Below are 21683 nucleotides of genomic sequence, written 5' to 3'. Positions count from 1 at the left end.
CTTGTGGAGCCATGTGCGGTCGCCGTCGGTGAGGAGCACCGTCAGGCGTGATCCTGCGGCAGGATGGTGGCGAGAACCCGGCGGGGCGGCGACAGTGGCTGAAGTAGGAGCCACCTGGCACATAGGGGATCGGGCAGCTGATCATTTTGGCGATCACTTTGATGCTGCGGTCTGCGGTGCGCAGCGGGTGAGTAGGGCTCGTTGATCTGCGTTCCTGGAGCGGCTCGACGAGCGGGATCAGCGATGTGACTATCAGATGCATGAAGAGACAACGGGCGGCGCTGCTTGTCGAGCAATTCCTCGAGCGTCTTGACCAGCTGCAGGAGGAATGGCCGCTTCGGTTGGTGACCGAGGTGTACGTGTTTGGTTCGTTCGCACGGGGGGCTCCGGAGCCTGCTGACGTTGATCTGGATATCGAGTTCGATGGGACTGATTGGCAGTTTGCGAGTGAGAGGGCTCAGGCGCTCAGTGCTGGCCGGGATCCACACGGAGACTTGCGCCGGCCGCTGGTCGGCCGGACACGAGGGTGTCAGTTGGTCTACAACATGCGGGCGCGGGCGGATTTCGACCTGACGCTGTTGTGGCGCCGAGGTGACGACCTGAGCGTCGCTCTGGAGAGGCTGCGTGGCATCGCGGTAGTTCCGACGGCGGTCCGTGCCCCACGGGATGCGATGAGCCCCGAGTTTGAGGGGCTTGACCGGTGGTTGCCGCGACCGGTGCGTGAGCAGCTTCTCGAAGCAGTAGCCATGCGTGTGATCGAACTGGAACGTGTGGCTCTTGAGGACCACGTCGTGGATAGCCCTGAGAGTGCGTCGTACCTGCGGGAGAGATGGCAGCCCGGCGGTGTGTCGTTCAGAGCAGGGCAAGCCGTGCTCGCCCATTACGAGCAGCAGGGGGTGGACTCAAGATCTATTCACCTGCATGGGCAGGACGTCCGAGGCGAGGTGACACCGTACTTCGCTGGCTTCGGGCTGCGGTACCTGTCGTCGGCGCCGCGATGCCTAGCCGACTACGACGGTGTGGAGTGGCTTGAAGTAGTCCGTCCGACACTACGTGGCGAACTGACGGCACTTCGGATCCGCCCGCTTGACCGAACGCGCCTGCGCAAGCTGCGCTGGTAGGGCTGAGCTGCGATGACGAGGCCAGGTGCAGCGACCCTCTGACAATCGTCGTGGCGTTGAAGTGCAGCAGGGAGCAGGTATGCCGGGCTCGACCCGGCTTCGGTGAGTCCGACTGCGCGAAGATCCGTCGCCCAGTCGCAGGTGGTGGATGCCGGATGACGGGCGGTGCTAGAGAAGTGGGACTTTGCGCATGCCGGTGCGGGTGACGCCGTAGATGAGGGTGTAGGCCGCGACGCACAGCGCTCGATATTGCGCCAACGACTCATGGCCATTTCGAGCTGCGCGAACACGCTTGACGCGTCCTCGCCGGTGAGCGCGATCACCTTCGCCGCATGGTCACACACTGCGGCGATCTTCAGCCGGTGTTCTTGTATGTGGTGGTCGCGCGTGATGATCACCAGCCTTGACGGCCTACTTCCGGGATCCGCACGGTGTCCTTCACCGAAGGGCTAGCGATGGGGCATGGCGGCCGGTGCCGTTTGTGGATCACTGCTCCTGGGTCGCCGCGGGACGCGATCTCGGGGCGTAGTCCTGCGATAACCCGTGCGAGACCCAGTAGGTCAGCGTCGAGGTAGTAGCGAACCCTGGCGGGTTGACCCGGCTCACGCCGCTCGCTGGGAGTTCTCGTATGCCAGCATCCATCGAACGTCGGCGATGCCGAACTGGTAGGTCCCGGCACCTCATCGACATTGAGCCCGACTTCGTCCTGCTTCCAGTGAAGTGTGGGCGACGGCGATCCACCAGACCCAGTCCACGGGGTTGTTCCAGCGCCCGGTGCGGGTATTCCCGCCAGCACGTCAGCCGGGTGCTTGCCCGGAAAGGCAGACAGTGCCCTGGGGTCGATCAGGCCGGTCAGCTCGGCGACCTGCGAGTCTTGCCACAGGCTGCCGCCGGTGTTTAGCGGAGGAATCCACGCCTGGGCGGCGGAGATCGCCACCCGCGCCAGGGGGCGACAGGCCAAGGCCAGCTCTACCAAAGCGCCGCCGACGAGCCGGCACGCAGCGACAGACGGGAGTCGAAGCGCTCGGCTACTGTACGTGGCGTGGCCGACGCAAACAGGGATCACGCGGAGGCGGGACGTCGCCTTCGCCTGTATACCTACCTTTCTGTCCCGGAGGCTCGGACCCACTTTGCGATCATGCGAGTGTTCACCTCGACCCTGCTGGCGGATCTGTCAGCTGGTGAGGTCGCGGCCTCGCTTGCGCAACTTGAGCACGACGGCCGCATTGGCGTTGGCGAGTCGGCGATCGAGCAGGTCGTTGTTCGACTCAAACAACTGCGTAAATGGGGCAATCTGGTGCCTGGGCGGCGAGAAACCAACGCCCGGTCCATCACCGAGTTCGCTCACGGCAGTCGGCGCTATCAGGTGGACAAATTGGCCGTCCGCGTGCACCGCGAAGCCGAAGAGCTGCTGGCGATCCCCGAGGGTGCCCGTGAGGTCTCACGGGAGTTGCTGCCCGCGATTCGCCGCGGCATGGACGAGATCATTTCGACGATTGGCGAGTCGGTTCTGGCTGAGCAGAGGCAGGGCGCCGACGCTCGGGTCGTCGTGCGGCAGCGCGAGCAGCTGGCCGAGCAGGTCACGACATTGTTCCTGCAACACGCTGAGCTGTCCGACACCGTGCGCGACTTCTACGCCCACCTCGGGCAGGTCGTCGCCCGTCATGATCTCAATCCCGACGAGATCGCCGGATTCCGAGGGTTGCTGGTGGAGTACATCCAGCTGGTCGTCGAGGATGTGCTGCGGTACACCCCACCGATTGCCGAATGCCTTGACCAGCTCGGCGGGGTGCAAAGCGAGCTGTTGCGGCTGCTGGCTCCGACCGCTGATCTCGGCGAGGCCGTCGAGCGCGCACGTGGGCGCTCGGAGTCGGACTGGCGGGGCCTCGCGGACTGGTTTGTGGACAGGCCGGGTCAGTCCAGCCAGGTTTGGGCCCTGCGGGAAGCCACGACCAAGGCGATCAGCTCGCTGCTGTCCAACGTCAAGCGGTCGACCGGTGGCGGTGGAATCGCGCCAGGTCGCCGTGCGGAATTGATTCGTCTTGCCGGCCGCTTTGATGCGGCGACGCTGTGGGAGGCCCATACTCTGTTTGCCCACGCCTTCAGCCTGTCCTCGGCGCGGCACTGGGTGGTTTTACCCGACGTCGATGAGACTCCACCTTCCGAGCCGTGGTGGCGCGGATCGAAGGTGTCGGTGTCGGTGTCGGTATCGAGCCGGGCGGAGCCTGCGGCACGTGGCCGCGCAGCGCGCATTGTTGAGAATCCTCTTGGCGAGTACGCGGCGCTTGCGGAGGCTGAAGCGGAGGCTCGCCGGCGTGACGCGGTGTACGCCGAGCTACGCGCGGTTGCTGATCGGCTCGCCGAGGTGACGCTGTCAGCCGGGGCGCTGGACGTGTTGTATGACCTGATTCGCCGGGCGATGGGTCACCGCGAGGAGGTCGATGGGATCGGGGAGTTCGTCCACTCGCCGTCAGCCCTGAGAATTCAGGTCGAACCGCAAGCCGATGCCCGCGTGCAGATCCGCGCGGCACACGGCGTGTTGACGCTGCACGGCGTTGCCGTCGCCGTCAGCCTGTGTGGGCAGACATCTACGGCGCGAGGCGTCGATGGTTGAGCGCGGATACTACGGAGATCTCCTCGACGACTTGCCTCACCCCGAGGCTGCACAGGTGCGGGTTTGCGTGCGCACGCTGCTACGCCGCCCGATCTTGCACATCAACGGCCGTGGAGCCGAGTTGCTCCCGCTGGTTTTCCGGCATCGGGACCGACTCCGGCGACTGTTTGCCAACTATCTGGGCTATCGACTGACCGTGGAAGGGCGACTCGCCCGCCTGTATAAGAGCGCGGACGCCGGTGCCGGTCGCGGCCTGCCGAACTTCACCCCACGCGCCTATGCGTACTTGGCGTTGACACTGGCCGCACTCGTCGATACGGGCCGGCAGATACTGCTGTCACAGCTGATTGCCGACATACGCGGTGCCGCGGCCGAGGCCGGGATCGCCTTGCGAGACGACTTGGTGGAGTTGCGGGCGCTGACCTCGGCATTGCGCCACCTGGTGTCCCTCGGAGTCCTTGAGGAGACCGAGGGCAGTGTTTCGGCAGTGCAGCAGCGCGGCGCGGCGGAAGCGCTGATCACCATTGACACCGATTTGCTTGGCCTTATCGTGCCGCGGATGCGAGCCGGCAGAGCGTTTGAATTCGGGGAATCCGGCACGACTCCAAGACAACCTGCGGGTATTGTTGCGCGCCGACGATTGGTCGAAGACCCGGTCGTCCTCTACGTCGATCTCCCCGATGCCGAGGCGCGATACCTACGCGACCATCAGCGGCAAGAGGCGTACTGGCTGGAACGCTACGTCGGCCTGCAGGTCGAAACTCGGGCGGAAGGCATGGTCGCCATCGACCCTGACGAGTTCCTCACCGATCTTGCGTTTCCGGCGAGCTCGACCGTGTCGCGCATCGCGCTGCTGATCCTGGAACCGCTTATGGCCGCTTCGCCTCCACGCGCCGACGGCTGTCACCAGGTCACGCCAGATCATGTCACGCGACTATGTCAGGAACTGGCTACGCGCTACCCGTCCGCCTGGGCCAAACGCGACGTGAGCAATGTCGATACCTTGGCAGGCAGAGTCACCGATCATCTGCTGGACGTCGGCGCGGCGCGGCTTGTCGGCGACGACCTGCTGCTGGTTCCAGCGGCTCACCGATGGCAACCACATGTTGAGGAGAGGGCGGCGACCGCCGAGACGTCACCGGATCAACACGAACCGCAGGCCACGTTGTTCGATGGCGAGGAGACCGAATTGTGAACCTCCCAATGGGCCTAGACGGCGTTCAGCCGCCCTCTCGGTGGCGGTTGCATCGTGGCGGCATTCTCAATATCTGGGAGTACGGCGCCCGCGAATTTGACCTGTCGGGCGGACGGGCGGTCCTGCAGGGCAGCAATGGATCCGGCAAGTCGCGAACCCTGGAACTTGCGCTGCCGTTCTGCCTGGACGGCGACCTGCGAAATCTGGGCGCAAAAGGCTACGACTCCGTGAGCGTGCGGCGGCTGATGCTCGATCATTACAACGGGGGCCCCAACCGTATCGGCTACAGCTGGATGGAACTGCGCCGAGTTCGCGATGACGGTGCCGAAGAGTTCCTCAGTTGCGGAATCGGGATCAAGGCATCGAAGGCGACCGACGACATTGCCAACTCGTGGCGGTTTATTACCGAAGCTCGGGTCGGCATCGACTTTCGGCTTGCCACCGCCGAGAACAGGCCGCTGGACATCGGGGAACTGAAGGACGTTATCGGCGCCCAAGCGGTGGTCACCGATCCAGATTTGTTCCGGTCCCGGGTGGCTGCCGCCGTCTACGGCATCGACGACCTGCAGCGCTACGACGACCTCCTCCACCTGCAACGTACGCTGCGCAACCCCGACGTCGGGGTCAAGGCGGTAGCCGGGCAACTCGAGGAGTACCTTGGTGAAGCGCTGCCGCCGCTGGAGCCGGAAATCCTCAACAGACTCGCTAACCAGTTCCAGGACCTTGAGGCCATCCGGGAGAACATCGAACGTCTTGGACAAGCGGACGAATCCCTATCGCGCTTCCTGGTCGACTACCGTGACTATCTGCAGTCAGCGCTGCGCGAGCGAGCCACAAACGTCACCCAGGCACAGGAAGCCCTTGATGCCCATCGGACAGCGGCGTCACAACGTCAAGACGAACTCGGCATTCAGCGAGGCAAGGCCGGCGAGGCGCAACGCAACATCGATGAGTTGGAACGTGCCGAACGGGAGCTGAAGGCACAGATCGATGAGCTCAAGGGCAGCGACGAATACAAGGACCACCGTGACCTAGCGGACAAACGCGCAATGGTCGCCGCCTTAAAACGTAACGCCAGCATCAGTTTGTCCAATGCCGCGGTTCATCGCAGCTCAGAGGAGCGCGCCTGTTCGACCGTCCTCGACGTCCTTAATGCGGCTCAACGTGCAGGCGCCCAGGCTGCCGAAGAAGCCCACGCCGCGGCCGATCTGTTTGCTGACGTAGGATCTGATCGATCTGTCATTCCAACCGTGCCCTCGGTACCCCGGCCCAGCACAGTAACCAGCAGGGAGTACGTCCAAATCACCGCGGAGCCCGATGGCGTACCCCAGCCTGTGCAGCGCTCGGCACCTCCAGCGTTCGATCTCGATGCACTGCGCAACGCCGTCGTGGAAGCACTCGCCCAGGCCGAGCGTGCCCGCGTCGTCGCCGAACGTCGGAGTGTCGTCGCCGCCTCGCTACTGCAGACAGCGGAGCGGCTCGACGGAGAGCTAGGCGAGATCGACAAACTTAAGGCGACGGCAGAGGGGGCTGCGGACGCAGCCAGAGAGGCATCCGAGCGTCACGAACAGCGCCTTCGCACGCTCACAGCTGAAGCCGTCGCCTGGCTGACGGGGCTTGCTGCCTGGGCGGACAGTTGCCCTTTAACCGCGGCGGCATTGGCCGGCCGGCCGGCTGCTCCCACTACGGCCGAGCTCATCGACGAGCCGGTTACGGTAACCCGCGGCGCACGCATGCTGCACCTCGCCTGGATCGCGCCGGCCGTCGTTCAAGCTCGGCACGACGCGAGCGATGCCCGGGCGCAATACGCGAGCCTGGAGGCCGAACAGGGTCGCCTCGACACCGAACTACAAGCGCTGCGGGCCGGCGGTGACGTTCTGCCGCCGCACCCGGAGCACCCTCGTGCCAGCCGGGCACGCCGGCCGGGGGCGCCGTTCTACCAACTCGTCGACTTCCGCGCAGCGCTATCAGAAGACGAGCGCGGCGGCCTAGAAGGTGCGCTCCAAGCGAGTGGATTGCTCGACGCTTGGGTAAACCCCGACGGCGGCCTCAGCGACCCCGACCTTAATGATCTGGTCGCGGTGGCGCTGACCGGCCCCCACCCGGCCGGCCATCTGCCGAACAGGCTCGCATCGGCGCTTGTCGCGACTCCGCCAGCCCAGTGCCAGGTCCCCATCGACGTTGTCGACAGGTTGCTGGCCGCAGTCCTGCTCGACGACGGTCAGGCCACAACGGACCAAATGGGTGTGGCGGTATCCACGAGCGGTCGCTGGCGAGCCGGGAACCTGACAGGCGCCTGGCACAAGCCGTGCGCTGAGTACGTCGGCCCCAGTACCCGCGAAGCCACCCGCCAGCGGATGATCGCCGGAATCTCCGCGCAACACGCTGAGGTCACTCGCGAGCTCGCAGCCGAACAGGTTCGGAGCGACGACCTCGCCGCAGCGGTTGCGACATGGGAACGCCAAGCCGAACACTTTCCCGAGCCGGTCACGCTCGTCACGGCACACGCCGAAAGTCGAATGGCCGAGGACATACGCGATACAGCAGAGGAGCAGACCAAGGCGAAGATTAAAGTCCATGCGGAGGCATTCGCCCGCTGGCAGGCCGATCGGGCCGTGCTGAGCCGAAACGCGGCGGAGTCCAACCTGCCCAGCGATACAGGCGCACTCGGGGCCAGGTGCATCGCGATCGGCCGCGCCATCGAGGCGTGTAAACGACTGCGCGGCGCTCTCGGTCAGTTGCAGCTCGCCATCGTTGACATCGCTGGAGCCACTGCCAAATTCGACGAGGCGGCAGCGAGTCGGGCGGAAGCAGAGCAACAGGCAGGCGCGGCACATGGCACGTACGCCGAGGCCGCCAAGGCGCTTCAGATACTCGCGGAGAACCTGGGCGTCGCGGGCGATCAGCTCGAACGGACTCTGACCGGACTTGCCACCAAGCTTCAGAAGGCCCAGGCTGATCTGCCCCTTCAGCGGAACGACCGACAACGTGCGGATCGCCAGATTGTGACACTCGAGACACTCATCGGGTTGGACCAGACAGCCGAGCAGGAGAAGCAGGAGGCAGTCACGGCAGCTGAGAAAGACTTCGACCAGGTAGCCAGAGCGCCCGGCGTCTGGCTGGCCGCAACGGGGGAATCTGATCCGCCGCCTGCGTCGCGGGAAGACGCGCTGCGCGTCGTGCACACATACGCCACAACAGCCGTCAACGAAGGCCACCTCGTCAACTCGTTGCAGCGCCTGCAGGCCGCCCTGCCGAACGGCCACGAAGCCCATGTCGACGCCGAGGTCGCTCCGCTGATCGTGCACGTGAGCGACGGTGAGCAGCATCGCCCGGTTGCCGATGCCGCCCGCCACACACACGAGCGGTTGCACGAGGACCAGCAGAAGCTCGACGACCGCTATCAGAAGATCTTTGAACGATTCCTGTTGCGTGACCTCGCCGAGCACCTACGCCGTCACATCGACGCCGCCGACGACCTCTGTCGCCGGATGAACACCATCCTGGCCGGCGCCCAGTCGAGCCAGGGCGTTCACGTCCAGCTCAGCTGGGCTCCCTCGCCCGCCCTGGATGACGCCACACGTCAAGCATTGGAACTGGTCGGCAAGTCACTTGCGGTCCGAAACGAGGACCAGGACAACACGCTCCGCAAGGCGCTTCAGGACCGCATCGAAGCCGAACGGGACAAGCGTGATGTGCACTACGCCCAGGTGCTTGCACATGCCCTGGACTACCGAAGCTGGTACACCTTCACGGTACGCGTGCAAGACTTCGGCCCGGACGGCCGGTCGCGCAACCGCAGGCTGCGGCAACTCTCCTCAGGCGAAACCCGGCTGGTGTCCTATATGACCCTATTTGCAGCAGCGGCGGCCTTCTATGACGCCCTGAGCACACCAGGCACACGACCATTACGCCTGGTTCTCCTCGACGAGGCATTCGAGAGACTAGACGACCCCACGATCACCCGGCTGCTCGAACTCCTCGCCGAAGAACTCGATATGGACTGGATTATCACCTGGCCCGGCGGCTCCGCCTTCTCACCGAAAATCAGTCGCATGCACATCTACGACGTCTTCAGGCCCAAGGGCGCGCCTGGCATCGCCTTCGTCCACACCACCTGGGATGGCGCGACCGCCGCGCGTCAGCAGCCGTGACGCCCCCGCTGCCGGAAGCCGTTCGGCATGCACTCGATCGGCCCGAACTCGCACTCTTGTGGCAGAGGATACGCAAGCAGCTCGAGCGCACCGACGCGCAGCCCCGCGGGACCGTGAGGATTCCGATACCCGATCACCGCACCGCCTCCGAGCTAGGGGCGATCCTCGGCCGACGACTCACCGGCCACATCGGCAAGAACACCCAGGTCGACCTGGGAAAGCTTGACCAGATCCTGCGAGCCGGACCCGCCCAGCTCGGCCTACCTGACGTCATCGTTGCGCTCACCGGAGAACAGCTCCTGCAAAAGCAGGTCCAACTTACCACTCGCACCGCTGGCAACCAGCAGGTCTGGCAGGAACTGCTCGACATCATGGACGGCGTTCCGCAAATGGCCGACGAACGGGCGCTGCTCGCAAAAAGTCCGGTCGGTCCTGTGCAACATCCACCTGACGACACGGCGGCAATCACGAGGTCATGGCAAGTGTACGAGCCGGCAATACGTGCGGCCTGCATCTGGTGGAGAGCCCACAACGACGGACGACGCATGGCAGCCAGACAACTGGCCGGCCTGGCATTCCGAGACACAAAGAAGTGGACCGACCAGCGCCGCGTCGCATTCGCCAACCTCGTGCAGCGGCCATTCGACCAGGCAGTGGACGAGGCTGACGTCCCGATAAAAATGAGTGGACCTCTCGTCTGGAAGTTCCAAGACACGATCGCTCACGCGGCTACCGCACGACCATGGATCGGTCTCCCCGCGCAAGGAATCCGTACGCTTGGATACATCGAATGCGACGCCAAAGGAATCCTTGTCGTCGAGAACGTGGAGGCCTTCGAAAAGGTATGCCTATTGGATGGGGTCACCGAGCGGTGGCTATGTGTGTGGAACCAGGGAAACCCGCGCAAGCGACTTATGAGGTTCCTGGCCGACCTCAATCTCATGGTCGCCGCATGGTGCGACCTGGACGCCTACGGGATACGGATGATGGCCAACCTGGAGAAAGGTATTGGTCGCTCAGTGACCCCAGTTGGTATGTCGCTTGCCCTGTGGCGAACTGGGACGAAGCTAATACAGACCGATCAGCAACTCGCGTGGGCGCGAGATGTTGCGGCAAACTTTTCGACAAGAGGCCCGGCTCTATTGCGTGAGCTGGCCGTTGCAATCGCTGAGACCGGCGACTGCTGCGAACAAGAGACGCTGTACGAACAGGTTTTACCCACCCTTGATGCCACTCTACGAGCGTTCGAGCATAGTGGCGCATGAGCTCCGTGGCCGGATGTCGTAAAGATGTCTGAGGTGGACGGCAAGGCAAGGCGCGGGCCGGCAATTCGCCTCCTAATAGATGAGCAGCGCCATCGGTCCGTTCGAGCACAATGACGCGGTCGAGCATGGCTTACTGAGTCGGCCCTGACGGACAACATCGCGGTCGCCGGGCGCCGCGAGAACTTGCGCTACCGGCTCGATAATCTGGCCGGCACCACCACCGATCGTGAGCAGATTCCCACCATCCCTGATCGGAGCGACCTGTGGAGCCTGCGCGGCGAACGCGTTCGCTTTTCCCAGGTACATACCATCCGAGCTGCGTCACGCCCTCGACCTGCCACCGTAGTTTCGTCCCGGTCAACCTTGGCGGGCCAACGCAGCAGACGCACCGTCGACACGTACCCTGCCCGCGTGGACGCTGAGAACATCGTCGCGTTGGTTGCCGCTTTGCTAGCCGGTACCGTGGCCGTAGCCGTACCCGTCTGGACGTTTAGACGGACCCTCGAACTTGAGCGCATCAAATGGGTGCGCGACCAGCGCGCCCAGCTCTACATCGACATGCTGACCGAAGCATACGCCGAAAAGCAGTGGTTTCTGGACCTGATGACCCGGCACGAAATCGCCCTCATCGAAGCCAGAGAGGGCGACGAACTTCGTGGTCCCAGCCGCGCAGACTTCCCACCAAGCCCAGACCTGCGCCTCGGCCCAGTGGAGCGCGCCAAGCTCGGCGCCCGGGGCTCCGTGTTCGCCAGCCCAGACGTCGCGAAAGCGTTCAACACTTTCAGTGCGGCACTCGGCAGGGTCTCGCTGATTCCACCGCGATCCGACGGCGAAACCCACATGGCGAAGGTTCAGGCGGACCAACTCTTCGACGTGCTCTCCGACACGATCAGCAGCGAACTCGGCGCCGGCACCAAGTTGGACCTGGCGTAACCGGCCGCAGACGGCACCAAGAAATGGCCGGCAGCGTCGAACCTTACATCCACGTGAACGGTTGGCACTAATACAAGGCGTCAATCGATTGCTCGAGCGGCTCGGAAGGCCCCAATCCACACGGCCGCCGCGGCCAGCGGTCACGCAGCTCCGCAACTGCTGTGCTGTCCGTTGTTGCCTTGGCGCTCCTGGGTGGGTCGGCCTTCCTATCAGATACTCACCCTTGGCTGAGCAGCGCAGCGCTTGAGGTGGGAGCGTCAATCCTGCTGGTTGCGCCCGTGCTCTACGTCACCGGATTGCTGGAGGCTAAAGTCGACGCCTCCGAGCGGCGTACGGCCGAACTGCTGGCGGAGACGGACGCCAAGGTAGAGGGTCTTCAAGCAACGATCGAAAACGTTCGTGAAGACCTCGTCCGCAGCAGTCAGGGAATATCGGAGCTCGTCGGCCAGCGGCTCGCTGAGCAGAGGGCCACGCAGGCAGCGCCCTTCGCAGCGCTGCGTGGTGCCTGCAGCTTCGCTGACGTTGTGGCGGCGCTACACCGCGCTCGCGAGCTGGATCTGATCCCTGAATTTGGCGTACGTGTGCCGCTTGACAATACGGGCTGGTACGTGCACTTCCCGACACCGCTTGAGCCGGAGGCCGCGTTTTTAGACGTTCGCATTGAGACGGGAAGCCTGCGTGTGTTCGTCGCTCATCGCTGGGATCCGAGCTATAGCCCCGCCGATCTCTTCGTCCATGTCGCGGAGGTCCTACAACAGAGGCGGAGTTGGGACGGAGACCAAATGTACGAGCCCGGTCAGACCTTTGCACATCTTGCCGACCTCCTCGAGGCCGCGTTCGACGCTCAGCGGCAGGGCGGTCGACGGAGATGCGGGTCTTCCAAGCATTCGAGGCATTTGATCACGAAGACTACCCAGCTGGGCGCGGCCGGCCTGCATGGCTCGTCACCGACGACCGGCTGATAGCCCGTGGTCGCGGTTATGACATCACCTATAACCGGCTGGGCGAACCGGACTAGGACAGTCACATGCGCGGGAAAGATTGGGTAGACATCTCTGCGTTTCGCCAGGCGTGGGACGTTGCGGAGGAACTTGTCAGATCGGGCATTGTAAGTGGTCGGTTGGGCGGCGAGACGGAGTCCAGCAAGAGGCCCCGCTCTCGGCCAGCCATCGCGGAGCCCGATCTGGAGTAGATCGTCCCGTTCCGATCCTAAGGCGGCGCGGTCCCTGGCTGGGCACCGGTGAATGCTGGAAACGAACGTCTCAACGGCGCTTGCCGCCGTCACTGCCCGATCAGCTCACCTATGCCGAGTAAGGGACGGAGAACCCCGTGCGGTGTTCCGGGTGAGGCGGCTCTGCGGTCACCGTTCACTGCGACGTCTCCTGCGAGCCACGCTCTACCTTGGCTGCGGCCTCGGGAGCTGTCCGTGCTCGAGGCTATTCAACAGTTTCCCAGGCCACCGCATCGGGCCGCTGCCCGCCGCGGGTGAGGAACTGGCGTGCGGCTTGCCGGGCGGTCGCGTTGGTGACGCGGGTGCGTTCGGGCCACGCGTCGGTGGGCGTGCCGGCGTAGTCGAAGGTGAACGTGGGCCCGGGTTCAAGGTCTGGCTGGTATCCCCAAGCGCTGCTGCCGTCGGCGGCGACGTGATAGACGAACGACCGTTCGGGGTGCCCGATGCAGATGTCGAGCATGACGGGAAACTCGCCTCCGCCGGGAGCGACGAGGGTGACGCAGTAGGGCAGCTGTGCGCTGTGGGCGTGACTGATTGTGTCCAGCGCGCCGTCGAGTTCGGCGACGGTGCTGACCGACGCGGCACCGTCGCCGCGCCCCCAGGTGATATCGATGCTCATCGCCGGATCCCTTCTCCTGTTCCGACGTACAGCTTATGGAGCCACGTGCGGTCGCCGTCGGTGAGGAACACCGTCAGGCGTGTTCCTTGCGGCAGGATCGCGGAGAGGATCTTTTCGCAGACCAGGGGTCTTACCGGATCGTTGCAGGGGGTGTGATTGAGCACGAGCGTGGCCTCCGATGGGCTGCCGGGACGGCGCAGTACGGCGGCGGCCTGCGCCTCGGCGTGGTCCATCACGATGGCCTGAGCCAGCGGCGGCTTGAGTCCCACCCCCGCGGCAGGAAGCCTGCCCACCCTGATTTGCCGGCTGCGAAGCCGACCGTCTGGCTCTGCCGAGAAGTCGGGATCGCGCAAGATCGTCCCGTTGGCGAGGAGGAGCGCCTCGGTCTTGTCCTGTGGTTCCCTGCGACGTGCCAGACTCATGGCGGCCTGATGCACCGCCTGCGGCGTATTGGGCGATGCGGGTGGTCGACGAATCCCGCCGCCACCCGCAGTCAGTTTCCCAGACCGCCCAGCCCACGCACCCGCGTGAGGATCTCGTCCACCTTGCCCGCTGACTGACCGACCGCGACACCCGCTCCACCGAGCTGCTGTGAACTGCGGTCCACCATCGCGGCAGTGCTCTGATCGGCGGTGCCCTCCAACGCCGCCTGGATCAACGCCCGCGCCTGGTGAAGCTCAGAGCCAGCAGCTCGTATCAGTTCCCGAGCCCGGTCAAGATGCGCCTTAGCCTGAACAAGCCGACTGATCAACTCTGCCGCACTCACCCCAATCACTGTGCCAGAACATAGACGTGCGCAGGTTCCTGCCATGATTCCACTCGACGACCATCGTGGCGGATCAGACGGGCACTCCGCAGCGCGATAGGCGTGGCTGACGAGTTCGTCTTCGCCACCGCTGCGTCGAACGACTTCCCTCGTCTGACCTCGCTCGCGGCGACCCCAAGTACGGCTTAGCTCCTCGCCTTGGCGGTGCCCTGCGAACCTGCGGCGGGTTCGCAGGGACGACATCCTAGGCGATCGCCAATGTAGGTGACCGGTGGTGAGATGCGGTCAAGTCAGGCTGTTGAGGAGTTGGCCGGCCACGGCGTTGCCTCGACCGTGGAGGCGGGCGAGGACCTGCCGTCCGTTGTCTGCGGTGGGGCCGGAGCCGCGCAGCGGGTTCGGGCTGCGAGTGGAGATGGTAACCAGGAACTCGGTGACCGCGATGTCCAACCGCTCGCTGGTGGGGTGAGAGGAACGTTCGCGATCGGCGAGCCAGCCGACGGCGTCGTGGACAAACCCTGCCGCAGCCGGCTCCCGGAAGAAGCGAACGGCCGCGTAGGCGAAGTCGTCGTGGCCCATATGATCGCCGAACCACGTCGACCACGCCGGCACGGCCGCGCGGATGGCGGCTGTCTGCTGCTCGCTGACCGGCGAGTGCCCCCACTCGCTGAGACCGGCGACGGCGAGCGCCAGGACGCCCCTGCCGGAGTAGCCCTGCCAGGTGCTGGCGGTGGTGGCGAAGCCGAGCATGTCTGCGACCAGGGCGGGGAACGCTGCTGGCCAAGAGGCCTTCGCGCAGGCGGTTTTCCAGACTTGGCTGAGGTAATTGGCCACCCAGGAGGAGGCGGTGGCCCCGAGGGTCAGGATCGGCTCCCAGACCGTACGGGCCTCTGCGGCGTCGGCGCTGATCGTGACGGCGGCGAGAAGCCCAATAGCGCGACGTTCCTCGTCGTACGGGTAGTGGGCGGATCGATTGGCGGCCTCGGTAGAGGTCAGCCCGGAGGCGAGGAGCGTCGCGAGGTCGGCGGCGAACTCGACCGCCGGTGCTCGTGTGCGTGTATCCGCCGCAGCAGTAAGGGCTGTGAAGTGCGGGCGGGAGGCGACGAGGTAGCCGAGGTCGAGGCTGCGCAGTATGCGGGAGCGGGCGTCGCGGCCGTCGGGGAATCTGGTTGCGAGGGTGGTGGCCATCCAGTCCGCCAGCCGAGGCACCTCGGCGGGCAGGCTGCCGTCGGCGAAGGCGTCGAGTGCGGCCTCGGCGGCCGCCTTTAGCTCCGGGAGGCCGTCGATCGGGCCGTGGCCGGGCTCGTCGTCCTCTTGGTCCACGTCGAGTCCAGCGGCTTCCTCCGGGTCGGTGTCGAGGTCGAAGTCGAGGTCGGCTTCTTCAAAGTATGGGTCGATGCCGTAGTGCGACATCGACAGCCGCGCGCAGTGCAGCGTCAGGTGCTCGAGCCGGCGCAGGTCGTCGGTGAGGTGGGGGTGTGCGGCGGCGAGGCGCATCACGGTGGTGACGGTGAGGCGGCGGGCACCGAGCAGCAGCCGTGCGATGGCCGCGCGAACGGTGACGTCGTCGGGGGTCTCGGCCCACAGGGCGGTGAGCGCTTCCGGGCAAAAGACGTCCCAGTCGTGATCGGAGGAGCTGTCGGGGTCTGCGTGCGACAGCGTGGCGGTCGGGTGAATGAGGGGGCGCAGTAGCACGGCCCGGCACCATTCATCGCGGTTGGGGTGGTTCCGCAGCCAGTCGCGGGCGCACAGCACCAGCCACGCCGCATACGCGCACCGCAGGTCCTCCACACCGCTGATGGAGCTCGGCGAGTCAGCACCCGGGACGAGAGCGTCGAGTTGGGGCTGGACGGTGGCCCATTGCTCCTCGAGCTCGGTGTCGCTGGGACGGACATGGTCGGTGATGTTGCGGCGCATGGTGTAGGCGAACATTAGCCAGGCGCGATCGCGGTCGAGGTGGTCCCGCACCTCGCGGGCTTCTTCCTCAAGGGCCGCCGGCGGGTTGTACACGAGGTAGGTCCTTCCGTCCGTGGCGCGGACGGCGTGGTAGTTCGCAATGTCGGTCGCAGCGAGCATCACCCGCCACCGGTGTGCGTCTGTCGCGGCCCAGTGCGCTCGGGCGGTAGTGAGCTGCTCGGTGAGCCGGCCGGTGACGAATGCGCCCAGGTGCACCAGGTCCAGGAGCGGGATTTTGCGGTGGTCCATGGTGTGCCACTTGCGGGCTCGCTCAGCTCGGGTGGGATCCATGACGAGCGGGAGCACATTGAAGGAGCGCATCTGCACACTCATCCGGTCGTGGTCGAGCAGGTCGGCGCTGGTGACCAGAGGCGCGAGCGGGCCTTCTAGCAGTGCAGGAGTGTGGCGGGCGATGTCGGCGAGCAGCCCCCACGTCGCGACCGATCGGCTGCCGGTGAGCTGGACGAGGAGCGTTGTGATGTCGCGGCCGGCGTCGAGGGCCTGGTAGAGGTGGGCCTCCAGGGCCATCATCGCCGCCGCCAGGATGTCCGGCACATGGTGGCCACCGTGGCTCCAGGCCAGGACGGCGGCGTCACCGACCAGCGCGACAGGCGCGCCGTCGATCAGCAGCTCGAACGCCGGCCGCTCCTGCGTGGGTCCCTGGCCGTCTGAAACCGGGGCGTTACGGGTGCGACTCCAATGGGTAGTCGCGTGCTCGACGAGGGCGAGCACCACGTCGACGCCCTGCGGTTCGGCGTTGACGAGCATCGCCCGGAACGGACCGCATTCGGGGATCGGATCGAAGGAGCGCGGGGCGCTGGTGATGCCGAGGGCGTCACGCAGCCGGTGGTGGGAGTGATGGCGGTCGGAGCCGAAGGCTGCCCGCAGCACCAGGTCCCGGGCCATCTGCGCGGACGCCGGCAGCAACGGCATCACGGTGTCGACGTCCAGCAAGGCTGCACGGAGTCTCGTCTGGCCGCGACGCTGGCGGCCAATGACCTGGCCGCTGTGCTCAAGCCGGCTGTCAACAGGGGGCAGCAGCGTATCGAGGAAGCTGGCGACGGCGTCGGGTTCGACCGCCCCGGCGGCGATGACGCACCGCCACAGCACCGCCTCGACCGTGTCGTCGAAAAAGCCTCCACCGTCGATGTGCGCAACGATGTGCCGTCCGACCGCCAGGCCGATCACGGCAGCCTGATTGCGGGCCGGCCACGTGTCGGGGGCGTGCCGCAGCCACAGGTCGGCGATCGCGGCGACCTCCGGGGCGGCCGAGGCGACTGCGGTCTCATGCTCCGCCGCCAGGACGCGTAGGACCGGCAGCCACAGCGGCCATACCGGCAGCCGCGACTGGGCGGCGGCGTACACCGCTAGGTCTGGCTCGTCGGCGAGCACAGTGATCCAACCGGAGTCCGGCACGGTCGCGGAGAACCTGAACCTGCGCAGCAGCCGTGCCAGCAGAGCGCTGTCGGCGGCGAGGCGCGACCACAGCTCGCCCAGAAGCCGGTCGGCGTCGTGGGCGTAGAACACCGCGTCGAGGTACAAGTCCGCCACGAGCGGCTGGTCGGCGGCGTCCAGCGCAAACCGATCGGCCTCCCACCGGTCGACACCCTGCTCGCGGAGCACGCCGGCGGCGTACAGGCTAATCGCTCGGTGCCACGACGGCAGCGCGGCCTTCTCCGCGACCACGCCGATGACGTCGTCACGGGAGCGCAGGTACTGCAACAGCGTCCAGTCGTCGAACAGGTCATGAGCGAAAGAGACCCGTCCGTCAACCTCGGAGAGGATCCCGTCGACGCGCAGCTGGTCGACGAGCCCAACGGCGTCGACCGGGAGATCGTCCAGCGCAGTCTGAGCCCGCAGACGGTCGGCCTGCTCGACGGCGATCCGCCGCAGCAACGTCTGGCGGGCGGCGCCGTTCGGGCCCGCCCCGGCCAACCGCTGCCACCACAAACCAGCGATCGACGGCTCGTCACGGATAGCGGCAACCGTAGCCCCGGGCATCCGCAGCACCAGGTCGAGGACCTTCGGGCGCCGCACGACACCACGGAGCCCACCAGCGACGACCACCGCGGCCAGGTCCGGGTGCCCGCGCAACACCAGATTGACGTCGGCGTCAGACAGGTCCCCCATCACGAGCGGGGCGGCCTGCGGGCCGTTAGCCTGCACCAAGCGCTCCGACACTCGGGGAAACTCCGACTGCTGAGAAGTGATCAACAACCGGATCCGGTCGCCCGGGGCGGCCGCGAGGCGTGCCAGGGCGGCCGTCGCGGCGAACGGCTCGTCGGAGTAGACCCGGTCGAGGCCGTCGACGACGACGCGGACCTCTCCGGGGGCAAGCGTCAGGACTTCCTCCAAGCCCCGGGTCAGCCCGAGTCGCGCGCCGACGCCGGCCTCGAGGTCCACGGCCGACAGCCAAACCGCCCGGTGCGCGCCCGGGGCGGTCAGCCACCTCTTGGCGGCCACGGTCTTGCCGCAGCCCGACGGCCCGGACAGCATGTTGACCGCCCCGGCGTCGGCGAGCACGGCGGTCACGTCCTCACGAACCAGGATCACGTCGTCGCCTAGCCGGTCCCGAACCCGGGCCGTCATGTTGGTTGTGTGCGCGGTGAGAAGCCTCCAGTCAGGGGCGACATCCGGGCGCAGCTGGAACGCAAAATGCCCGCCCAACCGGTCAGCCAAGAGCTGCCAGGTGACTGCCCCGCCTTTGGGCCGCAGGTCGGCGACCACCTCGAGCAGCGCCGTCCACAGGTCCGCAACCCTCCCGGCCTGCTGCGGCACGAGCGCGGCGCGGCACCACCGAATTGCGTCCGCGATCGCCTGGGAAGTAGGGATGAGGAAGTCCAGACGCAGAGGCAGAAGCAAGGCCAGCAGCCGGGCGGGAGAGGAGTCCACGTTGATCCCGTGCTGCTCGGCGAGCTCAGTCGGGCACTTCGCCGATTCCCACAGCGAGCGCTTCGCCTCGTTGAACGCGCCAGGCACGCCCATCCGCGAGGCGATCCCAGCCTGGTCAGCGGCGGCCTCTCCGATCAGCTCCGCGAGCTCGACCCAGGTGCCTTGCGCCGCTGACCCTGACACCAGGCCGACCCGGTCCGCTGCGGCTCGGAAGCTGTCGGCGAGGATGTCGCGCCAGGCGGCCTCCACGAACTCCGTGTGCAGCCTGGCTCCGGTCAGCATGTCGAACGACTTCACCGATGCCGACCACCGCGGCCCACCGGCCGCGTCACCGGTGACGACCATGTCATCGAGGAAGAACCCCGATGCACTGGCCTGGAACCGCACCTCCATCGGGACCGCGACCCCGACGCCCAGCGGCATCTCGCCAGCGGCCATCCCAGCGGCGAGCCACGCACCAACATGGTCTTCGAAATTGAAGCCGCCACCGCCCGTGGTGAACGCCGTCGCCACCGAGCGCCCGTCCGACGCCTCTCTGCTCGACATCGCCTGAGGCTACCGGCCCGGACCCCGCCCGGCCCGCTCCACTGCCCGAGGCGCGCCACCCCCACTCAGGACCACCGTGGTGTTGAGGCACTTCGCGGCCTTGGCGGCGGTACCAGCCTCGTTGCGATGCACCTGGTAGCGGACCAGGCCGACGTCGCTCTTTGCGCGGCTTGGAAGCCGGGAGCGGGGGCGAGGTGCACCAGGGATGAGGTCGGCCGTGCCGGCGGCCGGCAGTAGCTGACCGGCGCAGTCGGCCACCCCGTCCGCGCAGGGGGTCGGCCGTCGGATATGCCCATTCCTGCGGATGGCACAAATGGCACAGCTTTCCTAGATGGCACTGTGCCATCTGTGCCATCGTCAGTTCATGACTCCGATCCCGCTGTCCCAATGGGCCGACCAGAACGGCGTCCCGCGCCGTACCGCCTACAACTGGGCCAAGAACGGCAAGCTCAACGTGCCGATCCATCGCACCCTCACCGGCCGCCTGGTCGTGCTCGACGACGACGAGACACCCGGTGACGCCCATCCGTTCGTGGCCGCCTACGCCGAGGCGCTGAGCCTGCCCGTCGGCGTGCACTCCGGCGACCTGCACCACTCGCCAGTCCTCGAGGCTTGGGGTGTCGACCTGTACGACACCGTCGCCGACGACTTGCGGCCCGTGGTGCTGCAGCTAGCCCTCGCGGCGTCATGCGCCCGCCCAAAGCGGGACGTATGGTGGCGACTAACTGACTGGCTTGCGCGCGTCGAGCTGGCCAACTGGTACACCTCGACCGGCTTCCCCGAGGTAGCCGCGCTCATCAGTGGGCGGCAGCCGATCACCGACCAGGACACCTATCTCGACTGGTGGCCGTGTGGCGTCGGCTCGCACGAGTTCTGGCAGGACTTCGACGCCGCCGCGGCGCAGGCCGTCGCCGCCGCCGGGCTCGGCCCGTCCGAGCACAATGACGCGGTCTCGTGGCTCACCGAGTCGGCCATGACGGACAACATCGCGATCGCCGGGCGCCGCGAGAGCCTGCGCAACCGGCTCGACAAGCTGGCCGGCACCACCACCGACCACGAGCAGATTCCCACCATCCCTGACCGAAGCGACCTATGGAGCCTGCGCGGTATGTACCCCGAGCCGGCCTGGGCCATCGCCCGTCCCCACGCCCGACGCACCGCGCAGGGCATCTGCGCCATCGTCGGCTGGGATCCCGACAGCCCGGCACCGCCGGACGGACACCCGCTGCGTGAGATCGGCTACCGGGCCTGCCTGCACGCCGCCGAGACCGCTCTCGTCCCATACGTGCACGACGCCCACCTGCGCGAGATCGACGCCTTCCGTCGCGTCGCCTTCGGCAAGCCGTGGCACCTCATCACGACATGAGGTAGCTACGGCGGTCGAGCGGTCGCGCCTCGGCCCGCCCCGGGAGCACGTTGCTCTCGGGGACCGCGAGATCGCAGCCGCTTCTATAGCAACAATCCCGTCGTGCCAGGTTTCGCACCGTCACGCTACGCATCTGACTACTCCTAACTCAATGAGGTTAGGCGTTACCGCTGGACGTGAGGATCGTTCTGTCTGAGCGTGAGGAGGGGTGAGCAGCCGCCGTGGATCGTCTCGGACGAGTTGTGGGCCGAGGTCGCACCGCTGCTGCCGCCCCGTCCGCCGCGCCGGTACCGCTACCCGGAGCGTAAGCCTCTGGATGACCGCAAGGCGTTGTGCGGGATCCTGTTCGTGCTCTACACCGCGATTCCGTGGGAGTACCTGCTGCAGGAACTCGGCTTCGGCTCGGGGATGACGTGTTGGCGCAGGTTACGAGACTGGAACGACACCGGTGTCTGGCAACGGCTGCACGAGGTCCTCCTCCGCAAGCTCCGCGCCAGCGGGCAGCTCGACCTGTCTCGGGCGGTGATCGACGGCTCCCCCGTGCGGGCGCTCAAGGGCGGCTCAAAACCGGTCCGAGCCCGGTCGACCGCCGCAAGCCGGGCTCGAAACACCACGTCATCACCGACGCGGGCGGCATCCCCCTCGCCACGGCCCTGACCGCGGCAACCGCCACGACGTCACCCAGCTCATGCCCCTGGTTGACAAGATCCCACCGATCAGAGGCACCCGCGGCCGACCACGGCAACGACCGGAAGGCTCTACGCCGACCGCGGCTACGACTACGACTGCTACCGCCGCCACCTTCGCGCCAAGGGCATCACCCCGGTCATCGCCCGACGCGGCACAGGACAAGGCTCCGGACTCGGCACTCGGTAATGGATCGTCGACCAGACCAATGCTCTGCTGCACTGGTTCCGCCGCCTTCGCATCCGTTGGGAGATCCGCGACGACATCCACGAAGCCTTCCTCACCCTCGCCTGCGCCATCATCTGTTGGCGCCGACTCCACCGCTCAAAGAGTTAGGAGTA

At 66.3% G+C, this 21683-nt stretch carries 12 protein-coding genes and 1 pseudogene; 9 read left to right on the top strand and 4 right to left on the bottom strand.

Features of this window, described 5'->3' with window-relative positions; translation table 11 throughout:
- The first annotated feature begins 260 nt into the window (after nucleotides 1-260).
- The 7 genes from DKT68_RS13490 (at nucleotide 261) to DKT68_RS13460 (ending at nucleotide 12244) form a co-directional block, all read left to right on the top strand.
- Nucleotides 261-1121, top strand: a complete 861-nt coding sequence (locus tag DKT68_RS13490) for a nucleotidyltransferase domain-containing protein (RefSeq protein ID WP_109817758.1) — start codon at nucleotides 261-263, stop codon at nucleotides 1119-1121.
- 1042 nt (nucleotides 1122-2163) lie between these two features.
- Entirely contained in the window at nucleotides 2164-3735 is a 1572-nt protein-coding gene (locus DKT68_RS13485; RefSeq protein ID WP_201749017.1) for a DUF2397 domain-containing protein, read from the top strand.
- Between the two features lie 67 nt (nucleotides 3736-3802).
- On the top strand, nucleotides 3803-4930 hold the full coding sequence (locus DKT68_RS13480) for a TIGR02678 family protein (protein WP_161556657.1): 1128 nt from the start codon (nucleotides 3803-3805) through the stop codon (nucleotides 4928-4930).
- Nucleotides 4927-9084 (top strand): TIGR02680 family protein, encoded by a 4158-nt coding sequence (locus tag DKT68_RS13475; RefSeq protein WP_146218359.1) that lies wholly within the window; start codon nucleotides 4927-4929, stop codon nucleotides 9082-9084. The genes DKT68_RS13480 and DKT68_RS13475 overlap by 4 nt, the downstream gene beginning before the upstream one ends.
- The gene (locus DKT68_RS13470) at nucleotides 9081-10349 is read left to right on the top strand and encodes a Wadjet anti-phage system protein JetD domain-containing protein (protein WP_109817755.1); all 1269 of its coding nucleotides are present in this window, start codon (nucleotides 9081-9083) and stop codon (nucleotides 10347-10349) included. Before DKT68_RS13475 ends, DKT68_RS13470 begins: the two co-directional genes overlap by 4 nt.
- A 411-nt stretch (nucleotides 10350-10760) precedes the next feature.
- The gene (locus DKT68_RS13465) at nucleotides 10761-11282 is read left to right on the top strand and encodes a hypothetical protein (protein ID WP_109817754.1); all 522 of its coding nucleotides are present in this window, start codon (nucleotides 10761-10763) and stop codon (nucleotides 11280-11282) included.
- Nucleotides 11283-11560: 278 nt separating this feature from the next.
- A complete protein-coding gene (locus DKT68_RS13460) occupies nucleotides 11561-12244 on the top strand; it encodes a Rossmann-fold NAD(P)-binding domain-containing protein (protein ID WP_109817753.1) in 684 nt (227 codons plus the stop codon).
- A gap of 474 nt (nucleotides 12245-12718) precedes the next feature.
- Here the strand turns inward: DKT68_RS13460 and DKT68_RS13455 are convergent, their stop codons facing one another.
- The 4 genes from DKT68_RS13455 to DKT68_RS13440 form a co-directional block, all read right to left on the bottom strand.
- Nucleotides 12719-13132: an Imm1 family immunity protein gene (locus DKT68_RS13455; protein ID WP_109817752.1), complete on the bottom strand. Its 414-nt coding sequence runs from the start codon at nucleotides 13130-13132 to the stop codon at nucleotides 12719-12721.
- A complete protein-coding gene (locus tag DKT68_RS13450; protein ID WP_146218358.1) occupies nucleotides 13129-13554 on the bottom strand; it encodes a DddA-like double-stranded DNA deaminase toxin in 426 nt (141 codons plus the stop codon). Before DKT68_RS13450 ends, DKT68_RS13455 begins: the two co-directional genes overlap by 4 nt.
- Nucleotides 13555-13625: 71 nt before the next feature.
- Complete coding sequence (locus DKT68_RS13445; protein ID WP_109817750.1) at nucleotides 13626-13898, bottom strand: DUF6244 family protein; 273 nt, start codon at nucleotides 13896-13898, stop codon at nucleotides 13626-13628.
- A 285-nt stretch (nucleotides 13899-14183) separates the two neighbouring features.
- Nucleotides 14184-19289, bottom strand: a complete 5106-nt coding sequence (locus tag DKT68_RS13440; RefSeq protein WP_109817749.1) for a hypothetical protein — start codon at nucleotides 19287-19289, stop codon at nucleotides 14184-14186.
- Between the two features lie 364 nt (nucleotides 19290-19653).
- Between DKT68_RS13440 and DKT68_RS13435 the strand changes: the two genes are divergently transcribed.
- Together DKT68_RS13435 and DKT68_RS13430 are read left to right on the top strand one after the other, a co-directional pair.
- Nucleotides 19654-20655 (top strand): hypothetical protein, encoded by a 1002-nt coding sequence (locus tag DKT68_RS13435; protein ID WP_109817748.1) that lies wholly within the window; start codon nucleotides 19654-19656, stop codon nucleotides 20653-20655.
- A gap of 225 nt (nucleotides 20656-20880) precedes the next feature.
- Nucleotides 20881-21678 (top strand): annotated as a pseudogene (locus tag DKT68_RS13430) (IS5 family transposase).
- The last annotated feature ends 5 nt before the right edge of the window (nucleotides 21679-21683 follow it).

The organism is Micromonospora acroterricola (assembly GCF_003172955.1).
GTDB lineage: Bacteria > Actinomycetota > Actinomycetes > Mycobacteriales > Micromonosporaceae > Micromonospora > Micromonospora acroterricola.
This window is presented reverse-complemented; position numbering and strand designations above follow the sequence as displayed.

Excerpts from the sequence above, each read along its gene's own strand:
- DKT68_RS13435 (WP_109817748.1), top strand. The coding sequence starts at position 19,654 with ATGACTCCGATCCCGCTGTCCCAATGGGCCGACCAGAACGGCGTCCCG.
- DKT68_RS13450 (WP_146218358.1), bottom strand. The coding sequence starts at position 13,554 with ATGAGTCTGGCACGTCGCAGGGAACCACAGGACAAGACCGAGGCGCTC.
- DKT68_RS13440 (WP_109817749.1), bottom strand. The coding sequence starts at position 19,289 with ATGTCGAGCAGAGAGGCGTCGGACGGGCGCTCGGTGGCGACGGCGTTC.
- DKT68_RS13455 (WP_109817752.1), bottom strand. The coding sequence starts at position 13,132 with ATGAGCATCGATATCACCTGGGGGCGCGGCGACGGTGCCGCGTCGGTC.
- DKT68_RS13490 (WP_109817758.1), top strand. The coding sequence starts at position 261 with ATGAAGAGACAACGGGCGGCGCTGCTTGTCGAGCAATTCCTCGAGCGT.